Here is a 24,127-nt window from a genome sequence, read left to right as displayed (position 1 = left end):
CCGGGCGCTCTTTGATCTTCTGGGAGGATGCGCCCCGCCACCGCCCTCGTCCTGTGTGCCGCCCTCGCGAGCACCGCGCTGCTCAGCGGATGCGGGAAGGAGACCGCCGGGACCGCCGCCTCGCCCGGAGCGACCTGCGCCTCCCTCGCGCCGCTCCCCGACCCCGCCGGGCGCACCTGGGACGACGTCCGGGTGATCAGCGGCAAGTGTGGTCCGTCCGGCGCCCCGTCCACCGGGTTCGAGGTCACCAACACGGACCAGGAACCGCTCACCTTCACCGTCACGTTCAGCCTGGTCAACGGCTTCGGCGAGGCCATGGACACGATCACGCGCACCGTCGAGGCGGTCGAGCCCGGCCAGACCGTGCGGCGGCCCCTGGACGCGGCGGACGGACCGGGCTCGGCCCGCTCGTACCGGGCCCGGATCATGAAGGTGCGGGCCGTCCCGGCCGACGGGGCCCCGACCGGGGATGGCGCCTGCCCGTCCTCCGGGGTCCGCATCACCAACGACCGGGGCGACGCCGCGATGGGGCTGCGCGTCGTGGGCATCCACCTCACCAACTGCTCCACCGCCGACTACGAGCTGAACGGCTATCCGGCGCTCCGGCTCCTCGGCGAGGACCGCAAGCCGGTCAGCGGGGTCAGGATCCTGCGCGGCACCACCGCGATCTCCACCGGCATTGGCGGCGACGCCGAACCCCGCCCCGTCACGCTGCGCCCCGGCGAGAGCGCGTACGCCAACCTCGCCTGGCGCAACACCACCACGGACGGCGACCCGGTCGACGCGCCCTACGCCGAGGTCACCGCGAAGCCCGGCGCCGCGCCCGTGACGGTCACCCCGGAACTGGACCTCGGCACCACGGGCCGGCTCGGCGTAGGCCCGTGGACGAAGGCCCCGGCGGGCGAGGGCGCCCCTCAGGAGTAGAAGTTGCGCGGCCAGCTGTGCTTGGCCAGCACCGCCAACTGCTCTGCGGTGAGGGGCTGTCCGTCGCTCAGCGCGGTGTTGCGCTCCACGTTCCGGACGCTGCGCATCCCCGGGATCACCGTGGAGACCGCCGGGTGGCTCAGGACGAACCGCAGCGCGTGCTCCGCGATCGCGTCCGGCTCGATGCCGAGGTCCGCCACGATCGCCGCGACGCGCCGCTCGACCCGGGCCGGGCGGTCACCCTTGAAGTAGCGGTTGCGGAAGTCGCCCTCGGGGAACGTCGTGTCCGCGGTGATCCGGCCGGTCAGCCCGCCCTCGTCCAGCGCGACCCGGACGACGACTCCGACCCCGTGCTCCGCGCAGGCCGGGAACAGCTCGTCGGCGGGGGCCTGGTCGAACACGTTGTAGATGACCTGCACACTGTCCACGAGCCCGCTGCGCACGAGCGCGACCGCGCTCTGCGGGGAGTGGTCGTTGACGGAGACGCCGAACAGGCGGATCTTGCCCTCCTGCTTCAGCGCCGCGACCGTCTCCAGCCAGTCCCCGCGCCCCAGCCACTCGTCGTTCCAGACATGGAACTGGAGCACGTCGAAGTGGTCCAGGCCGGACGCGGCGAGGCTGGTCTCCAGGCTGTCGCGGATGTGCTCGCCGGGGAACGTCTCCGCCGGGTCCAGGCCGTCCGCCGCCGGCCACACCCCGTTCTTCGGCGGCACCTTGGTCGCCACCAGCACCTCGTCACCGGCCCGTTCGCGGACCAGCTGCCCGACGATGCGCTCGCTCTCGCCGTAGCCGCGCGCGGTGTCGATGAGGTTGACCCCGAGGTCGACGGCGCGGTGCAGGGCCCGCAGCGACTCGTCCCGCGTCGCCCCCACCCAGCTGGACTCCCCGATGCCCCAGGCCCCGTAGCCGATCTCGGACACCGAAAGTCCGCTGCGTCCCAGCTCGCGGTAGCGCACAGTCATCCTCCACGTCGTCGTCCCGTTCCGGGCAAATCAGCACGACGATAGGGGAGTCGACCCGCCGGGTCAGCTGGTTTTACGGGTGTTCAGCCGCCCACCGGGCTGTGGACGGAGACCGGGTCTCCGACGCGCACCACGCCCTCGCGGACCACCGCGTTCTTCGCGCCGAAGCTGAGCTTGTTGCCGAACTCCGGCTCCCTGCGGTACGTGGCCAGGGTGCGCACCGGCTCGGGCCCCGCACGGCGCCCGGTGCGCTGGTCGATGAGCGGGACGTTGCACCGGATCGCCTTGACCGAGTGGGCGAGTTCGGCGGTGCCCACGGTCATCCGCGCCACCCGGTCCTCGAAGTGCGGCTCGTCGTCACCGGTCAGCACGATGTTGGCCCGGAAGCGGTCCATGGGCACGGGCGCGGCGTCGCCCCGGTCCGCGATGCGGGCGTTCAGACCGGCCAGCGAGGCGGTCGAGGTGACCAGGACCGCGTGCGCGTCACCGAAGTTGACCTTGCCGGGGGTCTCCCCCCAGCCGTCGCGGTCGAAGCCGGGGACCACCCGGACCAGCCGGCACGCGGCCCCGAGCGCGTCGGAGAACCACTGCGCGGCCTCCTCGCCCTGGTCGACGGCTTCGCCGAGGTCCCGGCCGAACATGCTGACCTCGCGACGCGGCCCGTCCGGCGCCACCTCCAGGCGCAGCGGCCCGACCGCCTCGGCGGACAGGTCGAGGGCCGCCCCGGCGTCGAGGACCCGGACCCCGACCGCCGCCATCGCGGGGTGGGTGCGCTGGCTGCGGAACGCGCCGTCGGCCGCGTCGACCACCATGAACGTGCGGTCGTGCTCCAGGCCGGTGACGGCGACCCGCGCGGAGTCGACCCGGGTCCCGGCGCAGCCCTTGACCGGGTAGTACACCAGCTCGTGGACGGTGATCGTCATGACGTGCTCCTCATGCCGGACATCATGGCAGCCGCGGCCGGACCACGGAGAGGCCCCCGCCTGTCACGTCCAGGCGGGGGCCTCCCCTTCATCCGCCTGCCAGGTGAAGGGTGAGAAGACGATCACGAGGCAGGACGTCCGGTGTGTCCCGCGCGCGGGACCTCGGCTCAGGGGGCGAGCAGCAGCACGTCCGCGCGCTCCTTGGCGGCGGCGTAGCGCTTGGCCACGTCCTGCCAGTTGACGACGGCCCACATGGCCTCGATGAAGTCGACCTTCTGGTTCTTGTACTGGAGGTAGAAGGCGTGCTCCCAGGCGTCGAAGACCAGGACCGGCGTGGAGCCCTGGCCCACGTTGCCCTGGTGGTCGTAGACCTGCTCGACGATCAGCTTGCCGCTGACCGGCTCGTACGCGAGGACGCCCCAGCCGGAGCCCTGGGTGGTGGCCGCGGCCTTCGTCAGCTGGGACTTGAAGCCGGCGAAGGAGCCGAAGGACTCGGTGATCGCGTCCGCGAGGTCGCCGACACCGTCCGCGGCCAGCGGCTCGCCGCCGCCGTCACCGGTCATGTTGTGCCAGTAGATCGAGTGCAGGATGTGGCCGGACAGGTGGAAGGCGAGGTTCTTCTGGAGACCGTTGATCGCTCCCCACGCCTCCTTGTCCCGCGCTTCCTCCAACTGCTCCAGGGTCTCGTTGGCGCCCTTCACGTACGCGGCGTGGTGCTTGTCGTGGTGGAGCTCGATGATCTGCGGATTGATGACCGGTTCGAGCGCGGCGTAGTCGTACGGGAGTTCCGGGAGCGTGTACGTGGCCATTGGTTTCGAACCCTCCAACTGCTGACAAGTTGTTATTGCGACCTCTATGCAACAGCAGGCTAACAGCAGCAACGCGAAACACCGGGTCAGCCCTTCGGCTTAGGACCCGGTGTTTCGTACGGTTTTACGGGGTTACGGCTCAGACTCCGGCGCGCCTGCGCCGGCGTACGGCCCCGATGGCCGCCAGGACCACCGTCAGCGCGCCCGACGCCAGGAGCTGGTCGCGGGTCGAGGGCTGGCGGAGCATCAGCACGAAGATGCCGGCCATGGCGAGGAGCGCCACCACCGTCAGCCCCGGGAACAGCCACATCCGCACCACCAGCTTCTCGGGCGCCTCCCGCTCCAGGCGGGCGCGCAGGATCAGCTGGGAGACGGCGATGAAGATCCAGACGACGAGGATCACCGCACCGGTCATGTTCAGCAGCCAGGGGAAGACGTCGTCCGGCCGCCAGTAGCTCAGCAGCACGCAGAGGAAGCCGAAGACGGACGAGACCAGGACCGCCGTGCGCGGCACCCCGCCGGAGACCCGGCCCAGCCGCTTCGGGCCCTGCCCGCGCGCCACCAGTGAACAGGCCATGCGCGAGGCGCCGTAGATGTTGGCGTTCATCGCGGAGAGCAGGGCGACCAGGATGACGACGTTCATGATCTGCGCCGCCTGACCGATGCCGAGGTGGTCGAGCGCCGCGTAGAACGGCCCCACCTCGACGACCTTCGGGTCGTCCCAGGGCACCAGCGTGACGACGACCGCCATCGAGCCCACGTAGAACAGCGCGATCCGCCACATCGCCGTCCGCACCGCCTTCGCGACGCCCCGCACCGGGTCCTCGGACTCCGCGGCGGCGATGGTGACCGTCTCCAGACCGCCGTACGCGAAGACGGAGGCGAGCAGCCCGATCACCAGGCCGTCCGGGCCGTTCGGCAGGAAACCGCCCTCACCGCTGAGGTTGGCGGTGCCCGGCGCGTCCGTGCCCGGCAGGACGCCCAGGGCCGCCAGCACGCCGAGGGCCAGGAACAGCGTGATCGCGGTGACCTTGAGCGCGGCGAACCAGAACTCGAACTCGCCGAACTTCGTCACCGAGGCCAGGTTCGTGCCCAGGAACACCACCATGAACAGCGCCACCCAGGCCCACTCCGGGGTCCCCGGCAGCCAGCCCGTCACGATCTTGGCCGCGCCGATCCCCTCCAGGCCCACGGCCGTGCACAGCAGCACCCAGAACGCCCAGCCCGCCGTGAAGCCCGCCCACGGTCCGATCGCCCGCTCGGCGTGCACCGAGAAGGAGCCGGAGGCCGGGTTGGCCGCGGACATCTCGCCGAGCATCCGCATCACGAGCATCACCAGCAGCCCCGACACGGCGTACGCGATGACGATCGACGGGCCCGCCGCCGCGATGCCCGCGCCGGAGCCGACGAAGAGCCCGGCGCCGATGACACCGCCCAGGGCGATCATCGAGAGGTGGCGCTGCTTCAGGCCGTGCGACAGGGACGATTCGGGGCCGGTGTCCGGCGCGGTGGCCGGGGAGCCGGTGGGGGAGGGCGCGGAGGTCCGGGACATGGACGGGCTCTGTTCGGTCGGTGAGACGGGGGACGTCCGCCCAGTCTGGACACGTGATCCGCTCGCCGGTAACCACCGTCCGCTATACGGTCACCGCCTCCACACCGGGCGCGCACGCGGCGGCGGACGGTGGGTCACCGTCACGTACCGCGCTTTTAGAGGGAGTTCACAGTCCCGCTCCCGCGCGCCTTCCCGGCCGGCCCCCGACGCATCCGCGCTCACCTCCGTGACAAGCATCACGCTCCGCGATGATTGCGCCACCTTCCTTGTGTGAACCCCACCAACGCCCCGATCACCGCTTTGTGGGCCGCTGACGGTGATCGGGCACGGCCCGGTCGGATAGCGTCACGGTCAGTCCCTCTCCACCCTCACCCCCGCGGAGTCCCGATGAGCACTGCTGCCGCCCCCGCCCGCACCGGAGCGGTCCTCGCCGACCTGCTCCCCGCCGCCCGGCACCGCTACGCCGTGGACACCGCCCTGGTGCTCGGCGGCGCCGCGCTCACCGGCATAGCCGCCCAGATCGCCGTGCCGGTCCCGGGCTCCCCGGTCCCGGTCACCGGCCAGACCTTCGCGGCCCTCCTCGTCGGCACCGCGCTCGGCGCCCGCCGCGGCTTCCTCTCCCTCGCCGTGTACGCCCTCGTCGGCATGGCGGGCATGCCGTGGTTCTCGGCCGGCAGCTCCGGCGCGGGCGGCGCCTCCTTCGGCTACGTCCTCGGCATGCTCCTCGCCGCCACCGTCGTCGGCGGCCTGGCCCGGCGCGGCGGCGACCGCTCGGTGCTGCGCACGGCCGGGACCATGGTCCTCGGCTCGGCGATCATCTACGCGGTCGGCGTGCCGTACCTGGCACTGTCCACCGGCATGTCGGCGAGCGCGGCCGTCGCCGCGGGCCTGACGCACTTCCTGCTCGGCGACGCGCTGAAGGCCGCGCTGGCCATGGGCGCGCTGCCCGCCTCCTGGAAGCTCCTGGGCCGCCGGGGCTGACACCGCGACACCTCTTCAGGAGGCCCGCCGACCGCACCGCGGACGGCGGGCCTCCGCGCGTCTGCCCGCCACCGGGCACACCGCACCCCTTCCTCCGCGTCCGGGTGCCGCACGTGCCACACTCCTCCCATGCGCGTGTACCTCGGATCCGACCATGCCGGTTACGAACTCAAGAACCACCTCGTCGAGTGGCTCAAGGCCCAGGGCCACGAGGCCGTCGACTGCGGTCCCCACATCTACGACGCCCAGGACGACTACCCGCCGTTCTGCCTCCGCGCCGCCGAGAAGACGGCCGCCGACCCGGACAGCCTCGGCATCGTGATCGGCGGCTCCGGCAACGGCGAGCAGATCGCCGCCAACAAGGTGAAGGGCGTCCGCGCCGCGCTGGCCTGGAGCGAGCAGACCGCAGCGCTCGGCCGCGAGCACAACAACGCCAACGTGATCTCCATCGGCGGCCGGATGCACACGGCCGAGGAGTCCACCAAGTTCGTGGAGATCTTCCTCTCCACCCCGTACTCCGGCGAGGAGCGGCACACCCGCCGCATCGACATGCTCACGGCGTACGAGAACACCGGCGAGCTCCCCCCGATCCCGGCCCACCACCCGCAGCAGGGCTGACCGCTTCCTGTGCCGCCGGTCCTTCCGGCGGCACAGCCATGTCCGGACCCGCACCACCCAGGAGACCCGCCACCGTGCCCGAGGGACACACGATCCACCGCCTCGCCGACGACCACCGCGAGCGCTTCGCCGGCCGGCCGGCGCGGGTGAGCAGCCCGCAGGGCAAGTTCTCCGACAGCGCCGCCCTGCTCGACGGCCACATCCTGGACACGGCCGACGCCCACGGCAAGCACCTCTTCCTCGGCTTCGGCGACACCGGCTGGATCCACATCCACCTCGGCCTCTTCGGCAAGCTGGGCTTCGGTACGGTGCCGGCCCCGCCGCCCACCGACACCGTCCGGCTGCGCCTGGTCAACGAGGCGCACCACGCGGACCTGCGCGGCCCGACCGCCTGCGCCCTGATCACGGACGCCGAGAAGCGCGCGATACACGACCGCCTCGGCCCCGACCCGCTGCGCGACGGCGAGGACGGCGAACGCGCCTGGCAGCGGATCTCGCGCAGCCGGATCACCGTCGCCGCCCTGCTGATGGACCAGAAGGTCATCGCGGGCGTCGGCAACGTCTACCGCGCCGAGGTGCTGTTCCGGCACGGCATCGACCCGTACCGGGCGGGCAGGGACCTCACCCGGCGCGAGTGGGACGCGGTCTGGGCGGACCTGCGCGCGCTGATGCGCGAGGGCGTACGGAACAACCGGATCGACACCGTCCGCCCCGAGCACCTGCCCGAGGCGATGGGCCGCCCGCCCCGCGTCGACGACCACGGCGGTGAGGTCTACGTCTACCGGCGTGCCCGCCAGGGCTGCCACATCTGCGGCACCGAGATCCGCACCGCCGACCTGGCCGCCCGCAACCTCTTCTGGTGCCCCGGCTGCCAGTCCGCGTAATCCGCACGCCTTACCCATCAGTACAGCACCACGCGCACCGATTTCGAACACATTGTCACGGGGTCCCCCTGCACCGGAGGCCGTCGGGTGGATAAGGTCCCCGCAATGGCCCGACGCGCAGGAGCAGAGACGTACCCGGCCCGATGGCGGAAATCGGCGCACCGGGTCTACACCTCGCTGCGCCGGTCCGGGGTCGACTACTTCCGCGGCGACGGCTCCGACTGGATCGCCCTGGCCGGCCTCTTCCTGGTCATCCCGGTCATCACCTGCCTCACCCTGGTCGACCCGGTCTGGTGCGCCCCCACCATGCTCGTCCTGCCGATCGTCGCGGGCGGCCTGCTGCTGCGCCCCGCCAGCCTCCTCGGCCTGTACGCCGGGGTCGCCGTCGCCCTCATCGTGGAGTCGATGCGGCTCGGCCCCTACCAGGACGGCCCCGCCGGGGTCACCCCCGGCACCGTGCTCACGGTCGCCGCCTGCGGGTTCCTCGGGCTGATCCTCGCCCAGTTCCGCGCCCGGGTCGGGGTGCCCTGGCGGCGCGGCGGCACCATGCTCTTCGACCTGCGCGAACGCATCCGCGTCCAGAGCTCGCTGCCCCGCCTCCCGCAGGGCTGGCACCGCGAGATGGCGCTGCGCCCGGCGGGCGGGCAGTCCTTCTCCGGAGACTTCGTCGTCGCGGCCCGCACCCACGGCGGCCGCACCCTGGAAGCCGTCCTGACCGACGTCTCCGGCAAGGGCATGGACGCCGGCTCCCGCGCCCTGCTGCTGTCCGGCGCCTTCGGCGGGCTCCTCGGCTCACTGCCCCCGCACGGCTTCCTGCCCGCCGCCAACGGCTATCTGCTGCGCCAGGACTGGGACGAGGGCTTCGCCACCTCGATCCACCTGGTCCTCGACCTGGAGACCGGCGACTACGAACTCCTCTCGGCGGGCCACCCGCCGGCCCTCCAGCTCCACGCCGGCAGCGGCCAGTGGGAGGAGAAGGCGGCGGAGGGCCCCCTGCTCGGGGTGTACGACGGCGCCGAGTTCGACCCGGTCAAGGGCCATCTCGCCCCCGGTGACGTGCTGATGCTGTTCACCGACGGACTGGTGGAGGCGTCCGACCGGGACATCGCGGAGGGCATCGACCGGCTCACGGGCGAGGCCGACCGCTATGTCAGCACCGGCTTCGAGGGCGCGGCCTGGCATCTGATCGAGGCGTGCGCGAAGGACGTCAACGACGACCGGGCCCTGCTGCTCCTGTCACGGAAGTCCTGAACTCACGCAAGTCCTGAGCCGGCCCCGACCGGTTCGGGGAGCGCCTGCTCCGGCCTGCCCGGCAGGAAGCGGGCCAGCCAGTGCGAGCGCCCGGCCGCCAGCGGCGCGAGGACCGCGAGGACCAGCACGTAGCCCGCGATGAACGGGGAGAGCCGTTCGTCGAGACCGGCGCCCGCCGCCATCGTGGCGAGGATCAGGGCGAACTCCCCCCGCGCCACCAGGGTGGTGGAGATGTTGGCGGTGGCCTGCGGGCCGAAACCGTAGACCCGGGCGGCGGCGATCCCGGCGCACACGTTCATCGCGAGGGTGACCGCGACGGCGGCCAGCACCGGCCAGAGCACGACCGGCAGGTCGCCCGGGTCGATGGAGAGCCCGAAGGCGAAGAAGAAGATCGCGCCGAACGCGTCGCGCAGCGGGTGCACCAGCTTGAGGATGCGCTCGCCCGACGACGTACTGCCGAGCATCAGCCCGACCATGAAGGCGCCGATCGCGTCCGCGACGCCGAACCACTCCGAGATCCCGGCCACCAGGACGGCGGCGCCGAGGAACGAGATCACCAGCAGCTCGTCGTCCTTGGTCCGGATCAGCTTGCCGACGACGCGGGTGCCGAAGCGGGCGGCCAGGGCCAGGAGCAGCAGGAAGCCGAACGCCTTGCCGCCGTCGGTCACCGCCGCGGCGAGACTGTCGGCGCCGGAGAGGATGGGCTGGAGGGCCGCCAGATACAGGGCGAGGAAGACGTCCTCCACGACGATGATGCCGAGGACGGGCCGGGTCTCCGGATTGCCGATCCGGCCCAGGTCCACCAGCACCTTGGTGACGATGGCCGACGAGGAGATCCCGAGCACCCCGGCGAGCACCAGCGCCTCGGAGGTGCCCCAGCCGAGGGCGAAGCCGAAGCCGAGCCCGGCGCCGACGTTCAGGGCGAGATAGGTGCCCCCGGCGACCGCCATCTTCCGGCCGCCCGCCTTGAGGTCGTCCAGATGGAATTCCAGGCCCAGGTAGAAGAGGAGCAGCACCAGGCCGAGCGCGGAGAGCATCTCCAGGTCGTGCGGGTCGGCGACGAGGACGATGCCGGGGGTGTGCGGGCCGAGGAGGATTCCGGCCAGGATGAACAGGGGGATCGTGGGCAGTCCGATGCGGCGCCCCGCGCGGGCGAGAACCGCGGCGGCGAGGAAGGCGCCGCCCATGGCGATGAGCGTGTCTGCGTGTCCGATGAGCCCGGCCTTTCGAAAAGTCAAGAGATCGTCAAGGAATGGTTATCGGTTAGTTTACCGAACGATTGACCTTGCAATTCTCCGGACCGGGGAGCGGGGGTCCGCCGGGCACCCCCTAGGGTCCTCGCCATGAACGCATCACACGCTCACCTGACCCTCGCCGAGGTCGAGGCCCTGGCCCGCGAGGTTCACGCCGCCCAGCGGGACAAGGCCGGCCGCCCGTACGTGGAACACCTCGCGGCCGTGGCGGAGGGCGTACGGAGCAGGGGTGGCAGTGACGAGCAGATCGCCGCGGCCTGGCTGCACGACGCCGTGGAGGACGACGCGCTGTCGGCCGAGTGGCTGGCCGGTGCCGCGCTGCCGCAGGCGGTCAAGGACATGGTGCTCGCCGTCACCAAGCGGGCGGGCGAAGGGCCGGAGGCGTACACCCGGCGCATCCTGGCCACCCCCGGCGCCCTGCTGGTCAAGGAGGCCGACCTCGCCCACAACGCCGACCCGGCCCGCCTCGCGGTGCTGGAGCCGGCCACCCGTACCCGGCTGACCGCGAAGTATGCGCGGGCACGGGAGCTGCTGGGGCTCACCACACCGAACACGCCCCCGGAGCGTCGGGATTGAGCCAACACCGCCCGCCGACGCCGTCCGTCGGCACCGCTCCATGACACGACGAAGCCCGGCCGCCGGGGCCGGGCTTCGGGAGGTGCGCGGTGCGGTCAGATCCTGGCGGAGTCCCGGCGGAACGCCCAGTTCATGTCCGGCTCGGTCACGCAGCGCAGGACGCGCCGCACGGGCGGCGTGCACAGCAGGGTGACGGCCGTGGAGGCGACCACGGTCACGATCACCAGGCCCGCCGGACCGACCAGCCAGTCGTGGTCGTCGAAGATCCCCGCGTAGTCGGCGCCCTTCACCAGGAAGCCGTGCAGCAGGTAGCCGCAGATGGTGCCGGCGCCGAGCACCGTGAACCACATGTGCCGGCGCGGGACCAGCGCGAGGAACCCGGCGGTCAGCAGTACCGCGCAGCCGAACATCGCCAGGGTCATCACCGCGCCCGACCACCACGGCGCCCCCATGTCCTGGGCGCTGGAGTCCCGCAGGAACCAGCCCAGCTGCATCCGGGGCGCCGCCCAGTACGCGAAGACCAGCGCGCCCGCGAAGAGGGGCAGCGCGAGCAGCCGGGCCTCACGGCGGCGGACCAGCTCGAAGTGCTCCGGCTTCAGCTGGAGTCCGAGCACGAAGAACGGCAGGAACTGCAGGACGCGCGGCAGGTCGAGGTCGTCCCCGATGCTGGGCGCGAGCGAGGCGAGGACGGCGATCACGAGCGAAACGGCCATCGGGTGGCGGAGGTTGCGCCAGATCGGGGTGGTGAGCCGCCAGATGAACAGGGCGGCCAGGAACCAGGTCAGGTACCAGGGCTCCAGCAGGCTGACGGCCGCGTCCGGCTGGTCGTTCGCGTACCGCCGGAACAGCGAGTACGCCGTCTCGAACACCACGTACGGCACGGCGACACCGGTGACGAGCCGCTTCACCTTCTTCGGGCTCAGGTCGAACGACCGTGAGAAATAGCCCGAGATGAGGATGAAAGCGGGCATGTGGAACGTGTAGACCACCATGTACAGCGCCCGCGCGGTCCGGCTCCCGTCCATGACCGGCACCCAGGAGTGCGCCACCGCGACGAGCACGATGGCGAGGTACTTGGCGTTGTCGAAGAAGGCGTCACGCTGCTTGGCCCCGCCGCTCGGAGCGGGCCGCTCCGCTGCCGGTGAGGGGACCTCCCGGGTCGCCGTCGGCGCAGCGCGTCTGGGCTCCGCCTCCTCGGTCGCCGGGGGGAGTGTGGCCCTCTGCATTGCGTTCGGAGCGTGGAACATCTCAGGCACCCTAGACGTGTCGATTGCCATCCGTAAAACCGCCGTTGAATAGCGCGTCTTCCCTGCATATCAAATGGCAAACCAGCGAAATGTGTCCGCTATGACCTGTTTAATCCTGATCAAATGGGGCAATCTGTCAGGCAGTTGACCGAAGTGAATTACCTCGCTTTCCGCGTCGAATTCGCCTGTGAATGAAGTGTGTGGATACAGAAACGATCACCGTCGCACATTCCCGGAGATCGCGGGGTCCCGCCGGCCGGGACCGGCCCGGAGTCCGGACCGCCCGGCCGGGCGCACGGGGGGCGCAAGGGGCGCAGGATGGCGCGATATCGACAGGTCGATACGTCACCCGGCAACACCGCGGCGGGAGTTGGTGGCACGATGGGGGCGACGGAGGGTGCAGGGCCGCACATCTCCGGGCCGGCAAGGCGGACCGACCGAGGGTGTGAGCAGTCGTGGCCATTTCGCTGTCTGTGGTGCTTCTGTTGGGGATCGTCCTGGTCGTCATGATCCGGAGCGGTTCCATAAAGGCGGGGCCCGCGATCGTCGCGGCGCTCTTCGGCTTCTTCCTGGCGCCGACGGGCATGGGACCGTCGATCAACCGCTTCATGCACTCGATCATCGAATCGGTCGGCCAGATCAACTTCTGAGCCGCCCGGACACGACGCGAAGGGCCCGGCACGACGCGAAGGGCCCGGTCCGTCGGACCGGGCCCTTCGTCGGCTGGAGCGGGCGACGGGAATCGAACCCGCGTAGCTAGTTTGGAAGACTAGGGCTCTACCATTGAGCTACGCCCGCATGCACGGCACCGCAGGTCACACGGACCGCGGCACGAGAAGCATCGTAGCGGGTCACGGACACTGCCCGCACACCCCTTGACGACCCCTGTCGAAAGCGGCCGGCGCGGTGCCTCACTGCATGTACCCTACGTGTCGCACCGACGGGGTGTGGCGCAGCTTGGTAGCGCGTCCGCTTTGGGAGCGGAAGGTCGTCGGTTCGAATCCGGCCACCCCGACCACCGGCAAGATCGCGCGGACAAGATCGCGTTGCGGGAGTTCTCCCCCTTGCCGTTACTATGCAAAATGCGTGCCCGTGTGTCTGATGTACCGGGCTCGGTCCGCGAAGCCGCCACCCCGTGCGGCGGAGCAGAACCCCAAGAAGTCAGCCACCAAGGAGACCGAACCGTGAAGAGCGCCGTGGAGACCCTGAACCCGACCCGGGTTCGGCTCAGCATCGAGGTGCCCTTCGAGGAGCTCAAGGACAGCCTCGACGCGGCGTACAAGAAGATCAACCAGCAGGTCACGGTGAAGGGGTTCCGCAAGGGCAAGATCCCCAGCCGGGTCATCGACCAGCGGTTCGGCCGTGGTGCTGTGCTGGAGGAGGCCGTCAACGACGCGCTCCCGAAGTTCTACACCGAGGCCGTCAACGAGGGTGAGCTGAACGTCCTCGGCCAGCCCGAGGTCGACATCACGGAGCTGAAGGACGGCGAGCTGCTGGCCTTCACCGCCGAGGTGGACGTGCGCCCCGAGATCGAGATCCCGGACTACTCCGGCATCGAGGTCACCGTCGACGCCGTCGAGGTCACCGACGAGGACGTCGAGAAGGCCGTCGAGCAGCTGCGCGGCCGCTTCGCCTCCACCAACCCGGTCGAGCGCGCCGCCGCCGAGGGCGACGTCGTCACGATCGACCTGGAGGCCAAGGTCGACGGCGAGGTCCTGGAGGACGGCGTGGCCGACGGTGTCTCGTACACCATCGGTTCCGGCGAGCTCCTCGACGGCATCGACGAGGCCGTGACCGGCCTGGAGGCCGGTGGCGAGGCCACCTTCACCTCGCAGCTGAAGGGCGGCTCCGCCGAGGGCAAGGACGCCGAGGTCACCGTCAAGGTCACCGCCGTCGCCGCCCGTGAGCTCCCCGAGCTGGACGACGACTTCGCCCAGATGGCCAGCGAGTTCGACACGCTGGAGGAGCTGAAGGCCGACAGCCGCAAGCGCCTGGAGAACACCAAGCAGTACGACCAGGCCACCCAGGCCCAGGAGCGCGTCCTGGAGGAGCTGCTGAAGCTCGCCGAGGTCCCGATCCCGGAGAAGCTGCTCGCGGACGAGGTCCAGACCCGCAAGCACAACCTGGAGCACCACCAGCTCGGCCAGATGGGGCTCACCCTCGACAAGTACCTGGAGATCCAGGGCAAGACCGCCGAGGAGTTCGAGGCCGAGACCTCCGAGCAGGCCGTCAAGGGCATCAAGACCCAGTTCATCCTGGACGAGCTCGTCAACAAGGAGAAGCTGAACGTCAACCAGGAGGAGCTCACCGAGCACCTCATGCGGCGTGCGGCCTCCTCCGGCATGAGCCCGGACCAGTTCGCCCAGGCCGTCGTCGAGGGCGGCCAGGTGCCGATGCTCGTCGGCGAGGTCGCCCGCGGCAAGGCGCTCGCCGTCGTGGTCGAGGCCGCCAAGGTCGTGGACACCAACGGTGAGGTCGTCGAGCTGGAGGACGACGAGGAGACCACGGAGGCCGAGGCCACCGAGGCCGCCGCCGACTCCGAGGAGAAGACCGAGGCCTGAGCCTCGCGCTGACCCCGCACGACGGGCCCCGGACGCCACCGCGTCCGGGGCCCGTCGTCGTACCGGCGGACGTTTCGCCACAACCCTTGTGCCAGCTGCGGACCTTGCGCTCCCAGCGAACAGTCGCGGAAGCGGGATGGCGTTGTTCCACCTGCGCGTTAGGGTCCATGAAGAGGAAGGGTCGGGTAGTCCCGGCCCACCCGGTACGAAGACGCTGAGACGGCCGGAGCCGTCAGAGACGAGCAGGTGGATACGTGACGAATCTGATGCCCTACGCCGCCGGAGAGCCGTCCCTCGGTGGTGGCCTCGGTGACCAGGTCTACAGCCGGCTGCTCGGCGAGCGCATCATCTTCCTCGGCCAGCAGGTGGACGATGAGATCGCCAACAAGATCACCGCGCAGCTGCTCCTCCTTGCCGCCGAGCCGGACAAGGACATCTACCTCTACATCAACAGCCCCGGCGGTTCGGTGACGGCCGGCATGGCGGTCTACGACACCATGCAGTACATCCCGAACGACGTCGTCACCATCGGTATGGGCATGGCGGCCTCGATGGGCCAGTTCCTGCTCACCGGCGGCACCGCCGGCAAGCGCTTCGCGCTCCCGAACACCGACATCCTCATGCACCAGGGATCGGCCGGCATCGGCGGTACGGCCTCGGACATCAAGATCCAGGCCCAGTACCTGCTGCGCACCAAGCAGCGCATGGCGGAGATCACCGCCCGCCACTCCGGCCAGACCGTGGAGACGATCATCCGCGACGGCGACCGCGACCGCTGGTACACCGCGGAGGAGGCCAAGGAGTACGGCCTCATTGACGAGATCATCTCGATCGCGTCGGGCGTTCCGGGCGGCGGCGGCACCGGCGCCTGATCCGGACCCCCCGGACAGCGCCCGTACCGCACCGCATCTCTCGTACGCCGAGACACCCAGCCACAGAACGCCACCAGGATGGTGAACACCCACATGAACAACTTCCCCGGCGCCTCCGCGAGCGGCCTCTACACGGGCCCGCAGGTGGACAACCGCTACATCGTCCCGCGCTTCGTGGAGCGCACCTCGCAGGGCGTGCGCGAGTACGACCCGTACGCGAAGCTCTTCGAGGAGCGCGTGATCTTCCTCGGCGTGCAGATCGACGACGCGTCCGCCAACGACGTCATGGCACAGCTGCTGTGCCTGGAGTCGATGGACCCGGACCGGGACATCTCCATCTACATCAACAGCCCCGGCGGCTCGTTCACCGCGCTCACCGCGATCTACGACACGATGCAGTTCGTGAAGCCGGACATCCAGACGGTCTGCATGGGCCAGGCGGCCTCCGCCGCCGCGGTCCTGCTCGCCGCCGGCACCCCGGGCAAGCGCATGGCGCTGCCGAACGCCCGGGTGCTGATCCACCAGCCGTCCTCGCAGACCGGCCGTGAGCAGCTCTCCGACCTGGAGATCGCGGCCAACGAGATCCTGCGCATGCGGACCCAGCTGGAGGAACTGCTCGCCAAGCACTCCACCACGCCGATCGAGAAGATCCGCGACGACATCGAGCGCGACAAGATCCTCACCGCCGAGGACTCCCTGGCCTACGGCCTTGTCGACCAGATCGTGTCGACCCGCAAGAGCGCGGCCGGCGCGCTCGCCTGACCTGCGCCCGAACCCCTTGGCACGGTTGCGGCACCCGGCTCCGGCCGTGTGAACCGTGCCAAGGGGGGCCCGAATGGGGGGCCAGGCAAGGTACCGTCGGATAGAGGCACAGGAGCCGCTGAACCAGGCGTCTCCCAGGCGAAGGGGAAGCACCTCGTGGCACGCATCGGTGATGGCGGCGATCTGCTCAAGTGCTCGTTCTGCGGAAAGAGCCAGAAGCAGGTGAAGAAGCTCATCGCGGGTCCCGGTGTGTACATCTGCGACGAGTGCATCGATCTCTGCAACGAGATCATCGAGGAGGAGCTCGCCGAGACGAGCGAGGTCCGCTGGGAAGAGCTTCCCAAGCCCCGCGAGATCTACGAGTTCCTCGAGGGGTACGTCGTCGGGCAGGAGCCCGCGAAGAAGGCCCTCTCGGTCGCTGTGTACAACCACTACAAGCGGGTCCAGGCCGGCGAGAACGGCGGCGGGGCGGGCCGCGACGACGCGATCGAGCTCGCCAAGTCCAACATCCTGCTGCTGGGCCCCACGGGCTCCGGCAAGACGCTGCTCGCGCAGACGCTGGCCCGCATGCTCAACGTCCCGTTCGCCATCGCGGACGCGACGGCGCTGACGGAGGCCGGCTATGTCGGCGAGGACGTCGAGAACATCCTGCTGAAGCTGATCCAGGCCGCCGACTACGACGTCAAGAAGGCCGAGACCGGGATCATCTACATCGACGAGATCGACAAGGTCGCCCGCAAGAGCGAGAACCCGTCGATCACCCGTGACGTCTCCGGCGAGGGCGTCCAGCAGGCCCTGCTGAAGATCCTGGAGGGCACCACCGCCTCCGTGCCGCCCCAGGGCGGCCGCAAGCACCCGCACCAGGAGTTCATCCAGATCGACACGACGAACGTGCTGTTCATCGTGGGCGGCGCGTTCTCCGGCCTGGAGAAGATCATCGAGTCCCGGGCCGGCGCCAAGGGCATCGGCTTCGGCGCCACGATCCGCTCCAAGCGGGAGATCCAGGCCAGCGACCAGTTCCAGGAGGTCATGCCGGAGGACCTGGTGAAGTTCGGAATGATCCCGGAGTTCATCGGCCGCCTCCCCGTGCTGACCTCGGTCCACAACCTGGACCGCGAGGCCCTGCTCCAGATCCTCATCGAGCCGCGCAACGCCCTGGTCAAGCAGTACCAGCGGCTGTTCGAACTCGACGGCGTGGAGCTGGACTTCGAGCGTGAGGCGCTGGAGGCCATCGCCGACCAGGCGATCCTGCGCCAGACCGGCGCGCGCGGCCTGCGCGCGATCATGGAAGAGGTCCTCCAGTCGGTGATGTACGAGGTCCCGTCCCGCAAGGACGTCGCCCGCGTGGTCATCACCGCCGACGTGGTCCGCAACAACGTCAACCCGACGCTGGTCCCGCGCGAGCCGCGCACGATCGGCAAGGGCGACGAGGGCCGCCACGAGAAGTCCGCGTAACGCGGTGCGGTAAACGTACGTACGCGAAGGGGCGCCCGGCCGGAGGAACCGGCGGGGCGCCCCTTCGTGCTGCCGCGGTCAGAGCTTGGTGCGGGAGCTGTTGTAGAGCTGGGCGGCCAGATCGGCCACGTCGTCGATCGGCATGCTCTTGTTGGTCATGGCCGCGCCGAGGTCGACGGCGAAGACGATGCCGACGGTGCTGTAGTCCGTCCAGATGCAGACGGGGGTGTTGAACTCCTTCGGACCCTGCTGCACCGAGCCGTCGGACTTCTTGTTGACCGACTTGACGACCTGGCACTTCATCAGGGCGCCGTCGAAGCCCTTGGGGGAGACGCTCTCGGGAGAGCCGACGAGGGTGGTCTCGCTGTCGTCCTCGCCCTGGTCCTTGCTCATCTCCTCCTTGGCGCTCGCGAAGGCCGCGTTCAGCGTCTTCTCCGGGTCGTCGACCTGACCCCAGACGCCCTTCAGCATGAGCATCTTCGCGGTGAGCGGGTTCTTCTCGATGTCCCCGCTGCCGTAGACGGCGCTGGCCTCGACGGGCGACTTGACGCCCATCGCCTCGGTCTCGGTCTTGTCCTTGCCGGTGAGCGGACCGGTCTTGTTGTCCGAGTCGGTCTTGTCCTGCTTGTACTCGCCCACCGACTCCGGCGGCGTCAGCTTGTAGCCCTTGGTGGAGGACGCGACGGAGCTGCTGCCGCCGCCCGAGGTGAAGTAGTAGACGCCGCCCGCGACGACCGCCAGCGCCACGACCGCCGCCGCCACGATCAGGCCCGTCTTCTTCTTCTGCGGGGCCGGCGGGGGGAAGCCCGGCTGCTGCCCGTAGGCCGGCTGGCCGCCGTACGGCGGGGTGGGCGGCTGCTGGCCGTACGGGCCGGGCTGCTGCGCCTGCGGGTAGCCGTAACCCGGCTGGGGCTGCTGCTGGGGCGGGACGCCCTGGGGGGCCTGCTGCGGGTAGCCGTAGCCGGGCTGGCCCTGCGGCGGCTGACCGCCGTAGGGGCCCGGCTGCTGGCCGTACGGTCCGGGCTGGCCCTGCGGCGGCTGGCCACCGTACGGACCCGGCTGGTTGTAGCTCATCTGCGGTGTCCCCTGTTCGTGATACTTACGCGTTGCGAACATCCTGACGGAAGGCTCGCGCGCGCGGACCACCGGGAGGCACACCGTTACGGAACAAACCGGTTTCGGGGCACTCCTGTGACGGCTCTAAACTGTCCGCGTGACCGAGAACCCAGCGCAGCAGCCAGCCAGCAACCCCGAACTGCCGACCCAGTACACGCCGGCCGAGGTAGAGGGGAAGCTGTACGAGCGCTGGGTAGAACGCGGGTACTTCGAGGCGGACGCCAAGAGCGACAAGCCGCCGTTCACGATCGTCATCCCGCCGCCCAACGTCACCGGCTCCCTGCACCTGGGCCACGCCTTCGAGCACACGCTGATCGACGCCCTCGTCCGCCGCAAGCGCATGCAGGGCTTCGAGGCGCTGTACCAGCCGGGCATGGACCACGCCGGCATCGCCACCCAGAACGTCGTCGAGCGCGAGCTCGGCAAGGAGGGCAAGTCCCGCCACGACCTGGGCCGCGAGGCGTTCGTCGAGCGCGTCTGGCAGTGGAAGAACGAGTCCGGCGGCCAGATCTCCGGCCAGATGCGCCGCCTCGGCGAGGGCGTCGACTGGACCCGCGAGCGGTTCACGATGGACGAGGGCCTGTCCAAGGCCGTCCAGACCATCTTCAAGCGGATGTACGACGACGAGCTCATCTACCGCCGTGAGCGCATCGTCAACTGGTGCCCCCGGTGCCTCACCGCGATCTCGGACATCGAGGTCGAGTACCAGGAGGACGACGGCGAGCTCGTCTCCATGACGTACGGCGAGGGCGAGGAGACCATCGTCGTCGCCACCACCCGCGCCGAGACGATGCTCGGCGACACCGCCGTCGCCGTCCACCCCGACGACGAGCGGTACAAGCACCTGGTCGGCAAGCAGATCAAGCTGCCGCTGACCGACCGCACCATCCCGGTCGTCGCCGACCACCACGTCGACCCGTCGTTCGGCACCGGGGCCGTCAAGGTCACCCCCGCCCACGACCCGAACGACTTCGAGATCGGGCAGCGCCACGACCTGCCCTTCCTCACCGTCCTGGACGAGCGGGCGGTCATCACCGTCCCCGGCCCCTTCGAGGGCCTGGACCGGATGGAGGCCCGCTCGGCGATCGTCGCCGCCCTGCGCGAAGAGGGCCGGATCGTCGCCGAGAAGCGGCCGTACGTCCACTCCGTCGGCCACTGCTCGCGCTGCAAGACCACCGTCGAGCCCCGGCTGTCCATGCAGTGGTGGGTCAAGGTCGCCCCGCTCGCCAAGGCGGCCGGTGACGCCGTCCGCGACGGCAAGGTCCAGATCCACCCGCAGGAGATGGAGAAGCGGTACTTCGACTGGGTCGACAACCTCCACGACTGGTGCATCTCGCGCCAGCTCTGGTGGGGCCACCGCATCCCCGTCTGGCACGGCCCCGACGGCGAGATGGTCTGCGTCGGCCCCGACGACGAGCCGCCCACCGGCGAGGGCTGGACCCAGGACAGCGACGTCCTGGACACCTGGTTCTCCTCCGGACTGTGGCCGTTCTCCACGCTCGGCTGGCCCGAACAGACCGAGAGCCTCGCGAAGTTCTACCCGAACTCCGTTCTGGTCACCGGCTACGACATCCTCTTCTTCTGGGTCGCCCGGATGATGATGTTCGGCCTCTACATCAACAAGGACGTCCCGCCGTTCGAGAAGATCGTGCTGCACGGCATGGTCCGCGACGAGCACGGCAAGAAGATGTCGAAGTCCTTCGGGAACGTCGTCAACCCGCTGGACTGGATGGACAAGTACGGCTCCGACGCGCTGCGCTTCACGCTCGCGCGCGGCGCCAACCCGGGCACCGACGTCCCGATCGGCGAGGACTGGGTCCAGGGCTCCGCGAAGTTCTCCAACAAGATCTGGAACGCGACCCGGTTCGCCCTGATGAACGGGGCGACGATCGAGGGCGAGCTGCCGTCCGCCGACGAGATGTCGGTGACCGACCGCTGGATCCTCTCCCGGCTGAACAAGACGGTCGCCGAAGTCGACGCGTACTACGAGGACTTCCAGTTCTCCAAGCTCAGCGAGGCGCTGCGGCACTTCGCCTGGGACGAGGTCTTCGACTGGTACGTCGAGCTGTCCAAGACCACGTTCTTCGGCGGCGGCCGCCCGGCCGAGGTCTCCGGCCGGGTCCTGGGCGAGGTCCTCGACGTGATGCTGCGCCTGCTGCACCCCGTCGTCCCCTTCGTCACCGAGACCCTGTGGACCGCGCTCACCGGCCGCGAGTCGGTCGTCATCGCGGACTGGCCCCAGGACTCCGGCTTCCGCGACGACGCCGCCGAGCGGGAGATCGAGCTCGTCCAGCAGGTCGTCACCGAGGTCCGCCGCTTCCGCTCCGACCAGGGCCTCCAGCCCGGCCAGAAGGTCCCGGCCGAGCTCACCCTGACCGGCACGCCGCTCGCCCCGCACGAGTCGGCCATGCGCCAGCTGCTCCGGCTCCAGCCGGCCGGGGACGGCTTCCACGCCACCGCCTCGCTGCCCGTCGCCGGGGCGACCGTCGCCCTGGACCTGTCGGGCACGATCGACGTCGACGCCGAGCGCAAGCGGCTGACGAAGGACCTGGAGGCGGCGAAGAAGGAGGTCGCCCAGGCCGACGCCAAGCTGGGCAACGAGGCGTTCCTCGCCAAGGCCCCGGACAACGTGGTCGACAAGATCCGCGGCCGGCTCACCAAGGCCGAGGCCGACATCGAGCGGATCAGCGGCCAGCTGGCGGCCCTGCCGCAGAGCTGAGCCCGGCGCCGGAGCCCCCGCACCCCCACCCGGGGGCGCGGGGGCTCCGGCGTGTCCGGCCCCCGGGCGGCTGCGCGCGATGTCCGCGGCCATCCGTAGACTGGGGCCCGTGAGTGAGCCCCGCCCCGACCGGCCCGACGCGTCCGACCCCGACGACACCTTCGCGGAGATCGTGGACGAAGCGACCCAGCGCGACCCCGACCTGGCGGTGATCGAGGCCGGGAGCCGCACCCTGCGCGCCGCCTCCGGGCCGCCCCGCGCCGAAGAGCTTCCCGCCCGCCCCGCCGACCCGGAGATCGACAAGGCGCTGCGCGCGGTCGAGCAGGAGCTCGCCGGCCGCTGGGGCGAGACCAAGCTGGAGCCGTCCGTCACGCGCATCGCCGCCCTGATGGACGTGCTCGGCGAGCCGCAGCGCGCGTACCCGTCGATCCACATCACCGGCACCAACGGCAAGACGAGCACCGCCCGCATGATCGAGGCCCTGCTCGGCGCCTTCGACCTGCGCACCGGGCGCTACACCTCGCCGCACGTCCAGTCGATCACCGAGCGGATCAGCCTGGACGGCGCCCCGGTGGACCCGGAGCGGTTCATCTCCACGTACGAGGACATCAAGCCGTACGTCGAGATGGTCGACGCCCAGCAGCCCTACCGGCTGTCCTTCTTCGAGGTGCTGACCGGCATGGCGTACGCGGCCTTCGCCGACGCGCCCGTCGACGTCGCCGTGGTCGAGGTCGGCATGGGCGGCACCTGGGACGCGACCAACGTCATCGACGCCTCGGTCGCCGTCGTCACCCCCATCTCGCTGGACCACACCGACCGCCTGGGCAACACGCCGGGCGAGATCGCGACCGAGAAGTCCGGGATCATCAAGCAGGGCGCCACGGTCATCCTGGCCCAGCAGCCCGTCGACGCCGCCCAGGTCATGCTGAAGAAGGCCGTCGGGGCCGACGCCACCGTGGCCCGCGAGGGCATGGAGTTCGGCGTGGTCTCCCGCGAGATCGCGGTCGGCGGCCAGCTGCTGACCCTGCGTGGCCTCGGCGGCGAGTACGACAACATCTTCCTCCCGCTGTACGGCGCCCACCAGGCGCACAACGCGGTGGTGGCGCTCTGCGCGGTCGAGGCGTTCTTCGGCGTCGGAGCCGAGCAGCCCGGCGCGCTGGACGCCGACATCGTGCGCGCCGCCTTCGCCTCGGTGATCTCGCCCGGCCGCCTCGAAGTCGTCCGCTCCAGTCCGACCGTCGTCCTGGACGCCGCGCACAACCCGGCGGGCGCCCGCGCCACCGCCGAGGGGCTGTCCGAGGCGTTCGGCTTCTCCCGGCTCATCGGAGTGGTCGGCGCCAGCGGCGACAAGGACGTGCGGGGGCTCCTGGAAGCCTTCGAGCCGATCTTCGCCGAAGTCGTCGTCACCCAGAACTCCACCGAGCGCGCCATGGACGCGGACGCCCTCGCTGCCGTCGCCGTCGAGGTCTTCGGCCACGACCGGGTGCAGGTCGAACCCCGGCTCGACGACGCGCTGGAGGCGGCGATCACCCTCGCCGAGGAAGAGGACGAGTACGCGGGCGCCGGTGTCCTGGTGACCGGCTCCGTGATCACGGTCGGCGAGGCCCGGCTGCTCCTGGGAAGGCGCTGACCATGCGCATGCTCTGTGCGTCCACCCTGATCGGCGAGTTCTTCGTGATCGGGTTCGCCGGACTCGTCGCGATGAAGTCCGACGACCTGTCGAACGCCACGGTGTGGACGGTGTGCGGCATCGGGATGCTCCTCTCCGTGCTGCTCTGCGGCATGCTCACCCGGCCGGGAGGCGTCCAGCTCGGCTGGGCCCTCCAGGTCGCGCTGGTCGCGAGCGGCTTCGTGATCCCGGTCATGTTCATCCTGGGCGTCGCCTTCGGAGCGCTGTGGTGGGCCTCGGTGCACTACGGCCGCCGGATCGACGAGGTGAAGGCCCGCTGGGCGGCCCAGGCAGAGGCCGACGCGGCCTGAGGCGCGCACCACGGCAAACCCGGCGGCGGGCGGCCCGCCGGGCCCCTGTAATGTCGCCTCACCGCACCCGTATGCCTGCAAGGAGCCGCACATGACCCAGCGCACCCTCGTTCTTCTCAAGCCCGACGCCGTCCGTCGCGGTCTGGTCGGCGAGATCGTCGGCCGCATCGAGCGCAAGGCCGGCTGGAAGATCACGGCGCTGGAACTGCGTACCCTGGACCGCGCCACGCTGGAGCAGCACTACGCCGAGCACGTGGGCCGCCCCTTCTACGAGCCGCTGGTCGAGTTCATGCAGTCGGGCCCGATCGTCGCCCTGGTGGCCGAAGGGGAGCGGGTCATCGAGGGCGTCCGCGCCCTGGCCGGGCCCACCGACCCGATCGCCGCCGCGCCCGGCTCGATCCGGGGTGATTTCGGCACGATCACCCGGGAGAACCTCATCCACGCCTCGGACTCCGAGGAGTCCGCGGAGCGGGAAATGAAGCTGTTCTTCCCCGGACTTTCCTGAACCGGGATCAGCCGAACAGCGCTCGCCACCTGGGGCGACCGAATTAATTCGGTCGCCCTTCGGCATAGGGTGTCCGATCGCGGGAACGCATCGTCCCGACGTAACGTCACCATGAGTGGAACGGCCACCCGTTCTGCCCAGCAAGGCGGCGTACCCTCGCGCTGTGCCGGCACATCC

Annotated in this window: 22 protein-coding genes and 2 tRNA genes; 16 read left to right on the top strand and 8 right to left on the bottom strand. The window is 70.4% G+C overall.

Going from position 1 to position 24,127, the window contains the following annotated elements; translation table 11 throughout:
• The first annotated feature begins 27 nt into the window (after positions 1–27).
• Positions 28–924 (top strand): DUF4232 domain-containing protein, encoded by an 897-nt coding sequence (locus ACFZAT_RS18115; protein ID WP_391265209.1) that lies wholly within the window; start codon positions 28–30, stop codon positions 922–924.
• Here ACFZAT_RS18115 and ACFZAT_RS18110 read toward each other — a convergent pair.
• The 4 genes from ACFZAT_RS18110 to ACFZAT_RS18095 all read right to left on the bottom strand — a co-directional run bounded on the left by ACFZAT_RS18110 (position 915) and on the right by ACFZAT_RS18095 (position 5,170).
• Positions 915–1,880 carry an aldo/keto reductase gene (locus tag ACFZAT_RS18110; RefSeq protein WP_391265307.1) on the bottom strand — a complete coding sequence of 322 codons (966 nt, stop codon included), beginning with the start codon at positions 1,878–1,880 and terminating at the stop codon, positions 915–917. The genes ACFZAT_RS18115 and ACFZAT_RS18110 overlap by 10 nt on opposite strands.
• Before the next feature lie 89 nt (positions 1,881–1,969).
• The gene (locus ACFZAT_RS18105) at positions 1,970–2,809 is read right to left on the bottom strand and encodes an MOSC N-terminal beta barrel domain-containing protein (protein WP_391265208.1); all 840 of its coding nucleotides are present in this window, start codon (positions 2,807–2,809) and stop codon (positions 1,970–1,972) included.
• A gap of 167 nt (positions 2,810–2,976) precedes the next feature.
• Positions 2,977–3,618 (bottom strand): Fe-Mn family superoxide dismutase, encoded by a 642-nt coding sequence (locus ACFZAT_RS18100; RefSeq protein ID WP_391265207.1) that lies wholly within the window; start codon positions 3,616–3,618, stop codon positions 2,977–2,979.
• 139 nt (positions 3,619–3,757) lie between these two features.
• Positions 3,758–5,170 carry an amino acid permease gene (locus tag ACFZAT_RS18095; RefSeq protein ID WP_391265206.1) on the bottom strand — a complete coding sequence of 471 codons (1,413 nt, stop codon included), beginning with the start codon at positions 5,168–5,170 and terminating at the stop codon, positions 3,758–3,760.
• 387 nt (positions 5,171–5,557) lie between these two features.
• On the opposite strand from ACFZAT_RS18095, the gene ACFZAT_RS18090 reads away from it, so the two are divergent.
• From ACFZAT_RS18090 to ACFZAT_RS18075, 4 genes are all read left to right on the top strand, one after another.
• Positions 5,558–6,151, top strand: a complete 594-nt coding sequence (locus ACFZAT_RS18090; protein ID WP_391265205.1) for a biotin transporter BioY — start codon at positions 5,558–5,560, stop codon at positions 6,149–6,151.
• A gap of 129 nt (positions 6,152–6,280) precedes the next feature.
• Positions 6,281–6,769, top strand: coding sequence for a ribose-5-phosphate isomerase (locus ACFZAT_RS18085; protein ID WP_391265204.1), 489 nt, complete (start codon positions 6,281–6,283; stop codon positions 6,767–6,769).
• A gap of 74 nt (positions 6,770–6,843) precedes the next feature.
• Positions 6,844–7,653, top strand: a complete 810-nt coding sequence (locus ACFZAT_RS18080) for a DNA-formamidopyrimidine glycosylase family protein (RefSeq protein WP_391265203.1) — start codon at positions 6,844–6,846, stop codon at positions 7,651–7,653.
• Between the two features lie 105 nt (positions 7,654–7,758).
• The gene (locus ACFZAT_RS18075; protein WP_391265202.1) at positions 7,759–8,904 is read left to right on the top strand and encodes a SpoIIE family protein phosphatase; all 1,146 of its coding nucleotides are present in this window, start codon (positions 7,759–7,761) and stop codon (positions 8,902–8,904) included.
• Between the two features lie 2 nt (positions 8,905–8,906).
• On the opposite strand, the gene ACFZAT_RS18070 is transcribed toward ACFZAT_RS18075, so the two are convergent.
• Positions 8,907–10,091 carry a cation:proton antiporter gene (locus ACFZAT_RS18070; protein WP_391265306.1) on the bottom strand — a complete coding sequence of 395 codons (1,185 nt, stop codon included), beginning with the start codon at positions 10,089–10,091 and terminating at the stop codon, positions 8,907–8,909.
• A 156-nt stretch (positions 10,092–10,247) separates the two neighbouring features.
• Here ACFZAT_RS18070 and ACFZAT_RS18065 point away from each other — a divergent pair, with 156 nt between their 5' ends.
• A complete protein-coding gene (locus tag ACFZAT_RS18065; protein WP_391265201.1) occupies positions 10,248–10,733 on the top strand; it encodes an HD domain-containing protein in 486 nt (161 codons plus the stop codon).
• A gap of 95 nt (positions 10,734–10,828) precedes the next feature.
• Here ACFZAT_RS18065 and ACFZAT_RS18060 read toward each other — a convergent pair whose 3' ends face one another.
• Positions 10,829–11,980, bottom strand: coding sequence for an acyltransferase family protein (locus ACFZAT_RS18060; RefSeq protein WP_391265200.1), 1,152 nt, complete (start codon positions 11,978–11,980; stop codon positions 10,829–10,831).
• Between the two features lie 455 nt (positions 11,981–12,435).
• On the opposite strand from ACFZAT_RS18060, the gene ACFZAT_RS18055 reads away from it, so the two are divergent.
• Entirely contained in the window at positions 12,436–12,630 is a 195-nt protein-coding gene (locus tag ACFZAT_RS18055) for a hypothetical protein (protein WP_391265199.1), read from the top strand.
• A gap of 74 nt (positions 12,631–12,704) precedes the next feature.
• Here ACFZAT_RS18055 and ACFZAT_RS18050 read toward each other — a convergent pair.
• A tRNA-Gly gene (locus tag ACFZAT_RS18050) sits at positions 12,705–12,778 on the bottom strand.
• A gap of 143 nt (positions 12,779–12,921) precedes the next feature.
• Here ACFZAT_RS18050 and ACFZAT_RS18045 point away from each other — a divergent pair.
• The 5 genes from ACFZAT_RS18045 (at position 12,922) to clpX (ending at position 17,630) form a co-directional block, all read left to right on the top strand.
• Positions 12,922–12,998, top strand: a tRNA-Pro gene (locus ACFZAT_RS18045).
• Between the two features lie 166 nt (positions 12,999–13,164).
• Positions 13,165–14,541, top strand: coding sequence for a trigger factor (tig, locus tag ACFZAT_RS18040; RefSeq protein WP_391265198.1), 1,377 nt, complete (start codon positions 13,165–13,167; stop codon positions 14,539–14,541).
• Positions 14,542–14,807: 266 nt separating this feature from the next.
• A complete protein-coding gene (locus tag ACFZAT_RS18035; RefSeq protein ID WP_376235830.1) occupies positions 14,808–15,413 on the top strand; it encodes an ATP-dependent Clp protease proteolytic subunit in 606 nt (201 codons plus the stop codon).
• 78 nt (positions 15,414–15,491) lie between these two features.
• Complete coding sequence (locus ACFZAT_RS18030) at positions 15,492–16,175, top strand: ATP-dependent Clp protease proteolytic subunit (RefSeq protein ID WP_018518168.1); 684 nt, start codon at positions 15,492–15,494, stop codon at positions 16,173–16,175.
• A 156-nt stretch (positions 16,176–16,331) separates the two neighbouring features.
• The gene (gene clpX, locus ACFZAT_RS18025; protein ID WP_018103185.1) at positions 16,332–17,630 is read left to right on the top strand and encodes an ATP-dependent Clp protease ATP-binding subunit ClpX; all 1,299 of its coding nucleotides are present in this window, start codon (positions 16,332–16,334) and stop codon (positions 17,628–17,630) included.
• A 78-nt stretch (positions 17,631–17,708) separates the two neighbouring features.
• On the opposite strand, the gene ACFZAT_RS18020 is transcribed toward clpX, so the two are convergent.
• Complete coding sequence (locus ACFZAT_RS18020; protein WP_391265197.1) at positions 17,709–18,704, bottom strand: hypothetical protein; 996 nt, start codon at positions 18,702–18,704, stop codon at positions 17,709–17,711.
• Positions 18,705–18,843: 139 nt separating this feature from the next.
• Here ACFZAT_RS18020 and ACFZAT_RS18015 point away from each other — a divergent pair, with 139 nt between their 5' ends.
• From ACFZAT_RS18015 to ndk, 4 genes are all read left to right on the top strand, one after another.
• Positions 18,844–21,465 (top strand): valine--tRNA ligase, encoded by a 2,622-nt coding sequence (locus ACFZAT_RS18015; protein WP_391265196.1) that lies wholly within the window; start codon positions 18,844–18,846, stop codon positions 21,463–21,465.
• Positions 21,466–21,574: 109 nt separating this feature from the next.
• Positions 21,575–23,095, top strand: coding sequence for a glutamate ligase domain-containing protein (locus ACFZAT_RS18010; RefSeq protein ID WP_391265195.1), 1,521 nt, complete (start codon positions 21,575–21,577; stop codon positions 23,093–23,095).
• 2 nt (positions 23,096–23,097) lie between these two features.
• A complete protein-coding gene (locus tag ACFZAT_RS18005; RefSeq protein WP_391265194.1) occupies positions 23,098–23,445 on the top strand; it encodes a DUF4233 domain-containing protein in 348 nt (115 codons plus the stop codon).
• Positions 23,446–23,536: 91 nt separating this feature from the next.
• Complete coding sequence (ndk, locus tag ACFZAT_RS18000; protein ID WP_018103190.1) at positions 23,537–23,950, top strand: nucleoside-diphosphate kinase; 414 nt, start codon at positions 23,537–23,539, stop codon at positions 23,948–23,950.
• The last annotated feature ends 177 nt before the right edge of the window (positions 23,951–24,127 follow it).

This window comes from Streptomyces sp. NPDC008163, from assembly GCF_042956885.1.
Lineage (GTDB): Bacteria > Actinomycetota > Actinomycetes > Streptomycetales > Streptomycetaceae > Streptomyces > Streptomyces drozdowiczii_A.
This window is presented reverse-complemented; position numbering and strand designations above follow the sequence as displayed.

Coding starts and splice junctions, on each gene's coding strand:
- ACFZAT_RS18075 (WP_391265202.1), top strand. CDS start 7,759: ATGGCCCGACGCGCAGGAGCAGAGACGTACCCGGCCCGATGGCGGAAA.
- ACFZAT_RS18005 (WP_391265194.1), top strand. CDS start 23,098: ATGCGCATGCTCTGTGCGTCCACCCTGATCGGCGAGTTCTTCGTGATC.
- ACFZAT_RS18070 (WP_391265306.1), bottom strand. CDS start 10,091: ATGGGCGGCGCCTTCCTCGCCGCCGCGGTTCTCGCCCGCGCGGGGCGC.
- ACFZAT_RS18020 (WP_391265197.1), bottom strand. CDS start 18,704: ATGAGCTACAACCAGCCGGGTCCGTACGGTGGCCAGCCGCCGCAGGGC.
- ACFZAT_RS18030 (WP_018518168.1), top strand. CDS start 15,492: ATGGTGAACACCCACATGAACAACTTCCCCGGCGCCTCCGCGAGCGGC.
- ACFZAT_RS18065 (WP_391265201.1), top strand. CDS start 10,248: ATGAACGCATCACACGCTCACCTGACCCTCGCCGAGGTCGAGGCCCTG.
- ACFZAT_RS18035 (WP_376235830.1), top strand. CDS start 14,808: ATGCCCTACGCCGCCGGAGAGCCGTCCCTCGGTGGTGGCCTCGGTGAC.
- ACFZAT_RS18060 (WP_391265200.1), bottom strand. CDS start 11,980: ATGTTCCACGCTCCGAACGCAATGCAGAGGGCCACACTCCCCCCGGCG.
- ACFZAT_RS18095 (WP_391265206.1), bottom strand. CDS start 5,170: ATGTCCCGGACCTCCGCGCCCTCCCCCACCGGCTCCCCGGCCACCGCG.
- ACFZAT_RS18090 (WP_391265205.1), top strand. CDS start 5,558: ATGAGCACTGCTGCCGCCCCCGCCCGCACCGGAGCGGTCCTCGCCGAC.
- ACFZAT_RS18105 (WP_391265208.1), bottom strand. CDS start 2,809: ATGACGATCACCGTCCACGAGCTGGTGTACTACCCGGTCAAGGGCTGC.
- ACFZAT_RS18115 (WP_391265209.1), top strand. CDS start 28: ATGCGCCCCGCCACCGCCCTCGTCCTGTGTGCCGCCCTCGCGAGCACC.
- ACFZAT_RS18100 (WP_391265207.1), bottom strand. CDS start 3,618: ATGGCCACGTACACGCTCCCGGAACTCCCGTACGACTACGCCGCGCTC.
- ndk (WP_018103190.1), top strand. CDS start 23,537: ATGACCCAGCGCACCCTCGTTCTTCTCAAGCCCGACGCCGTCCGTCGC.
- ACFZAT_RS18085 (WP_391265204.1), top strand. CDS start 6,281: ATGCGCGTGTACCTCGGATCCGACCATGCCGGTTACGAACTCAAGAAC.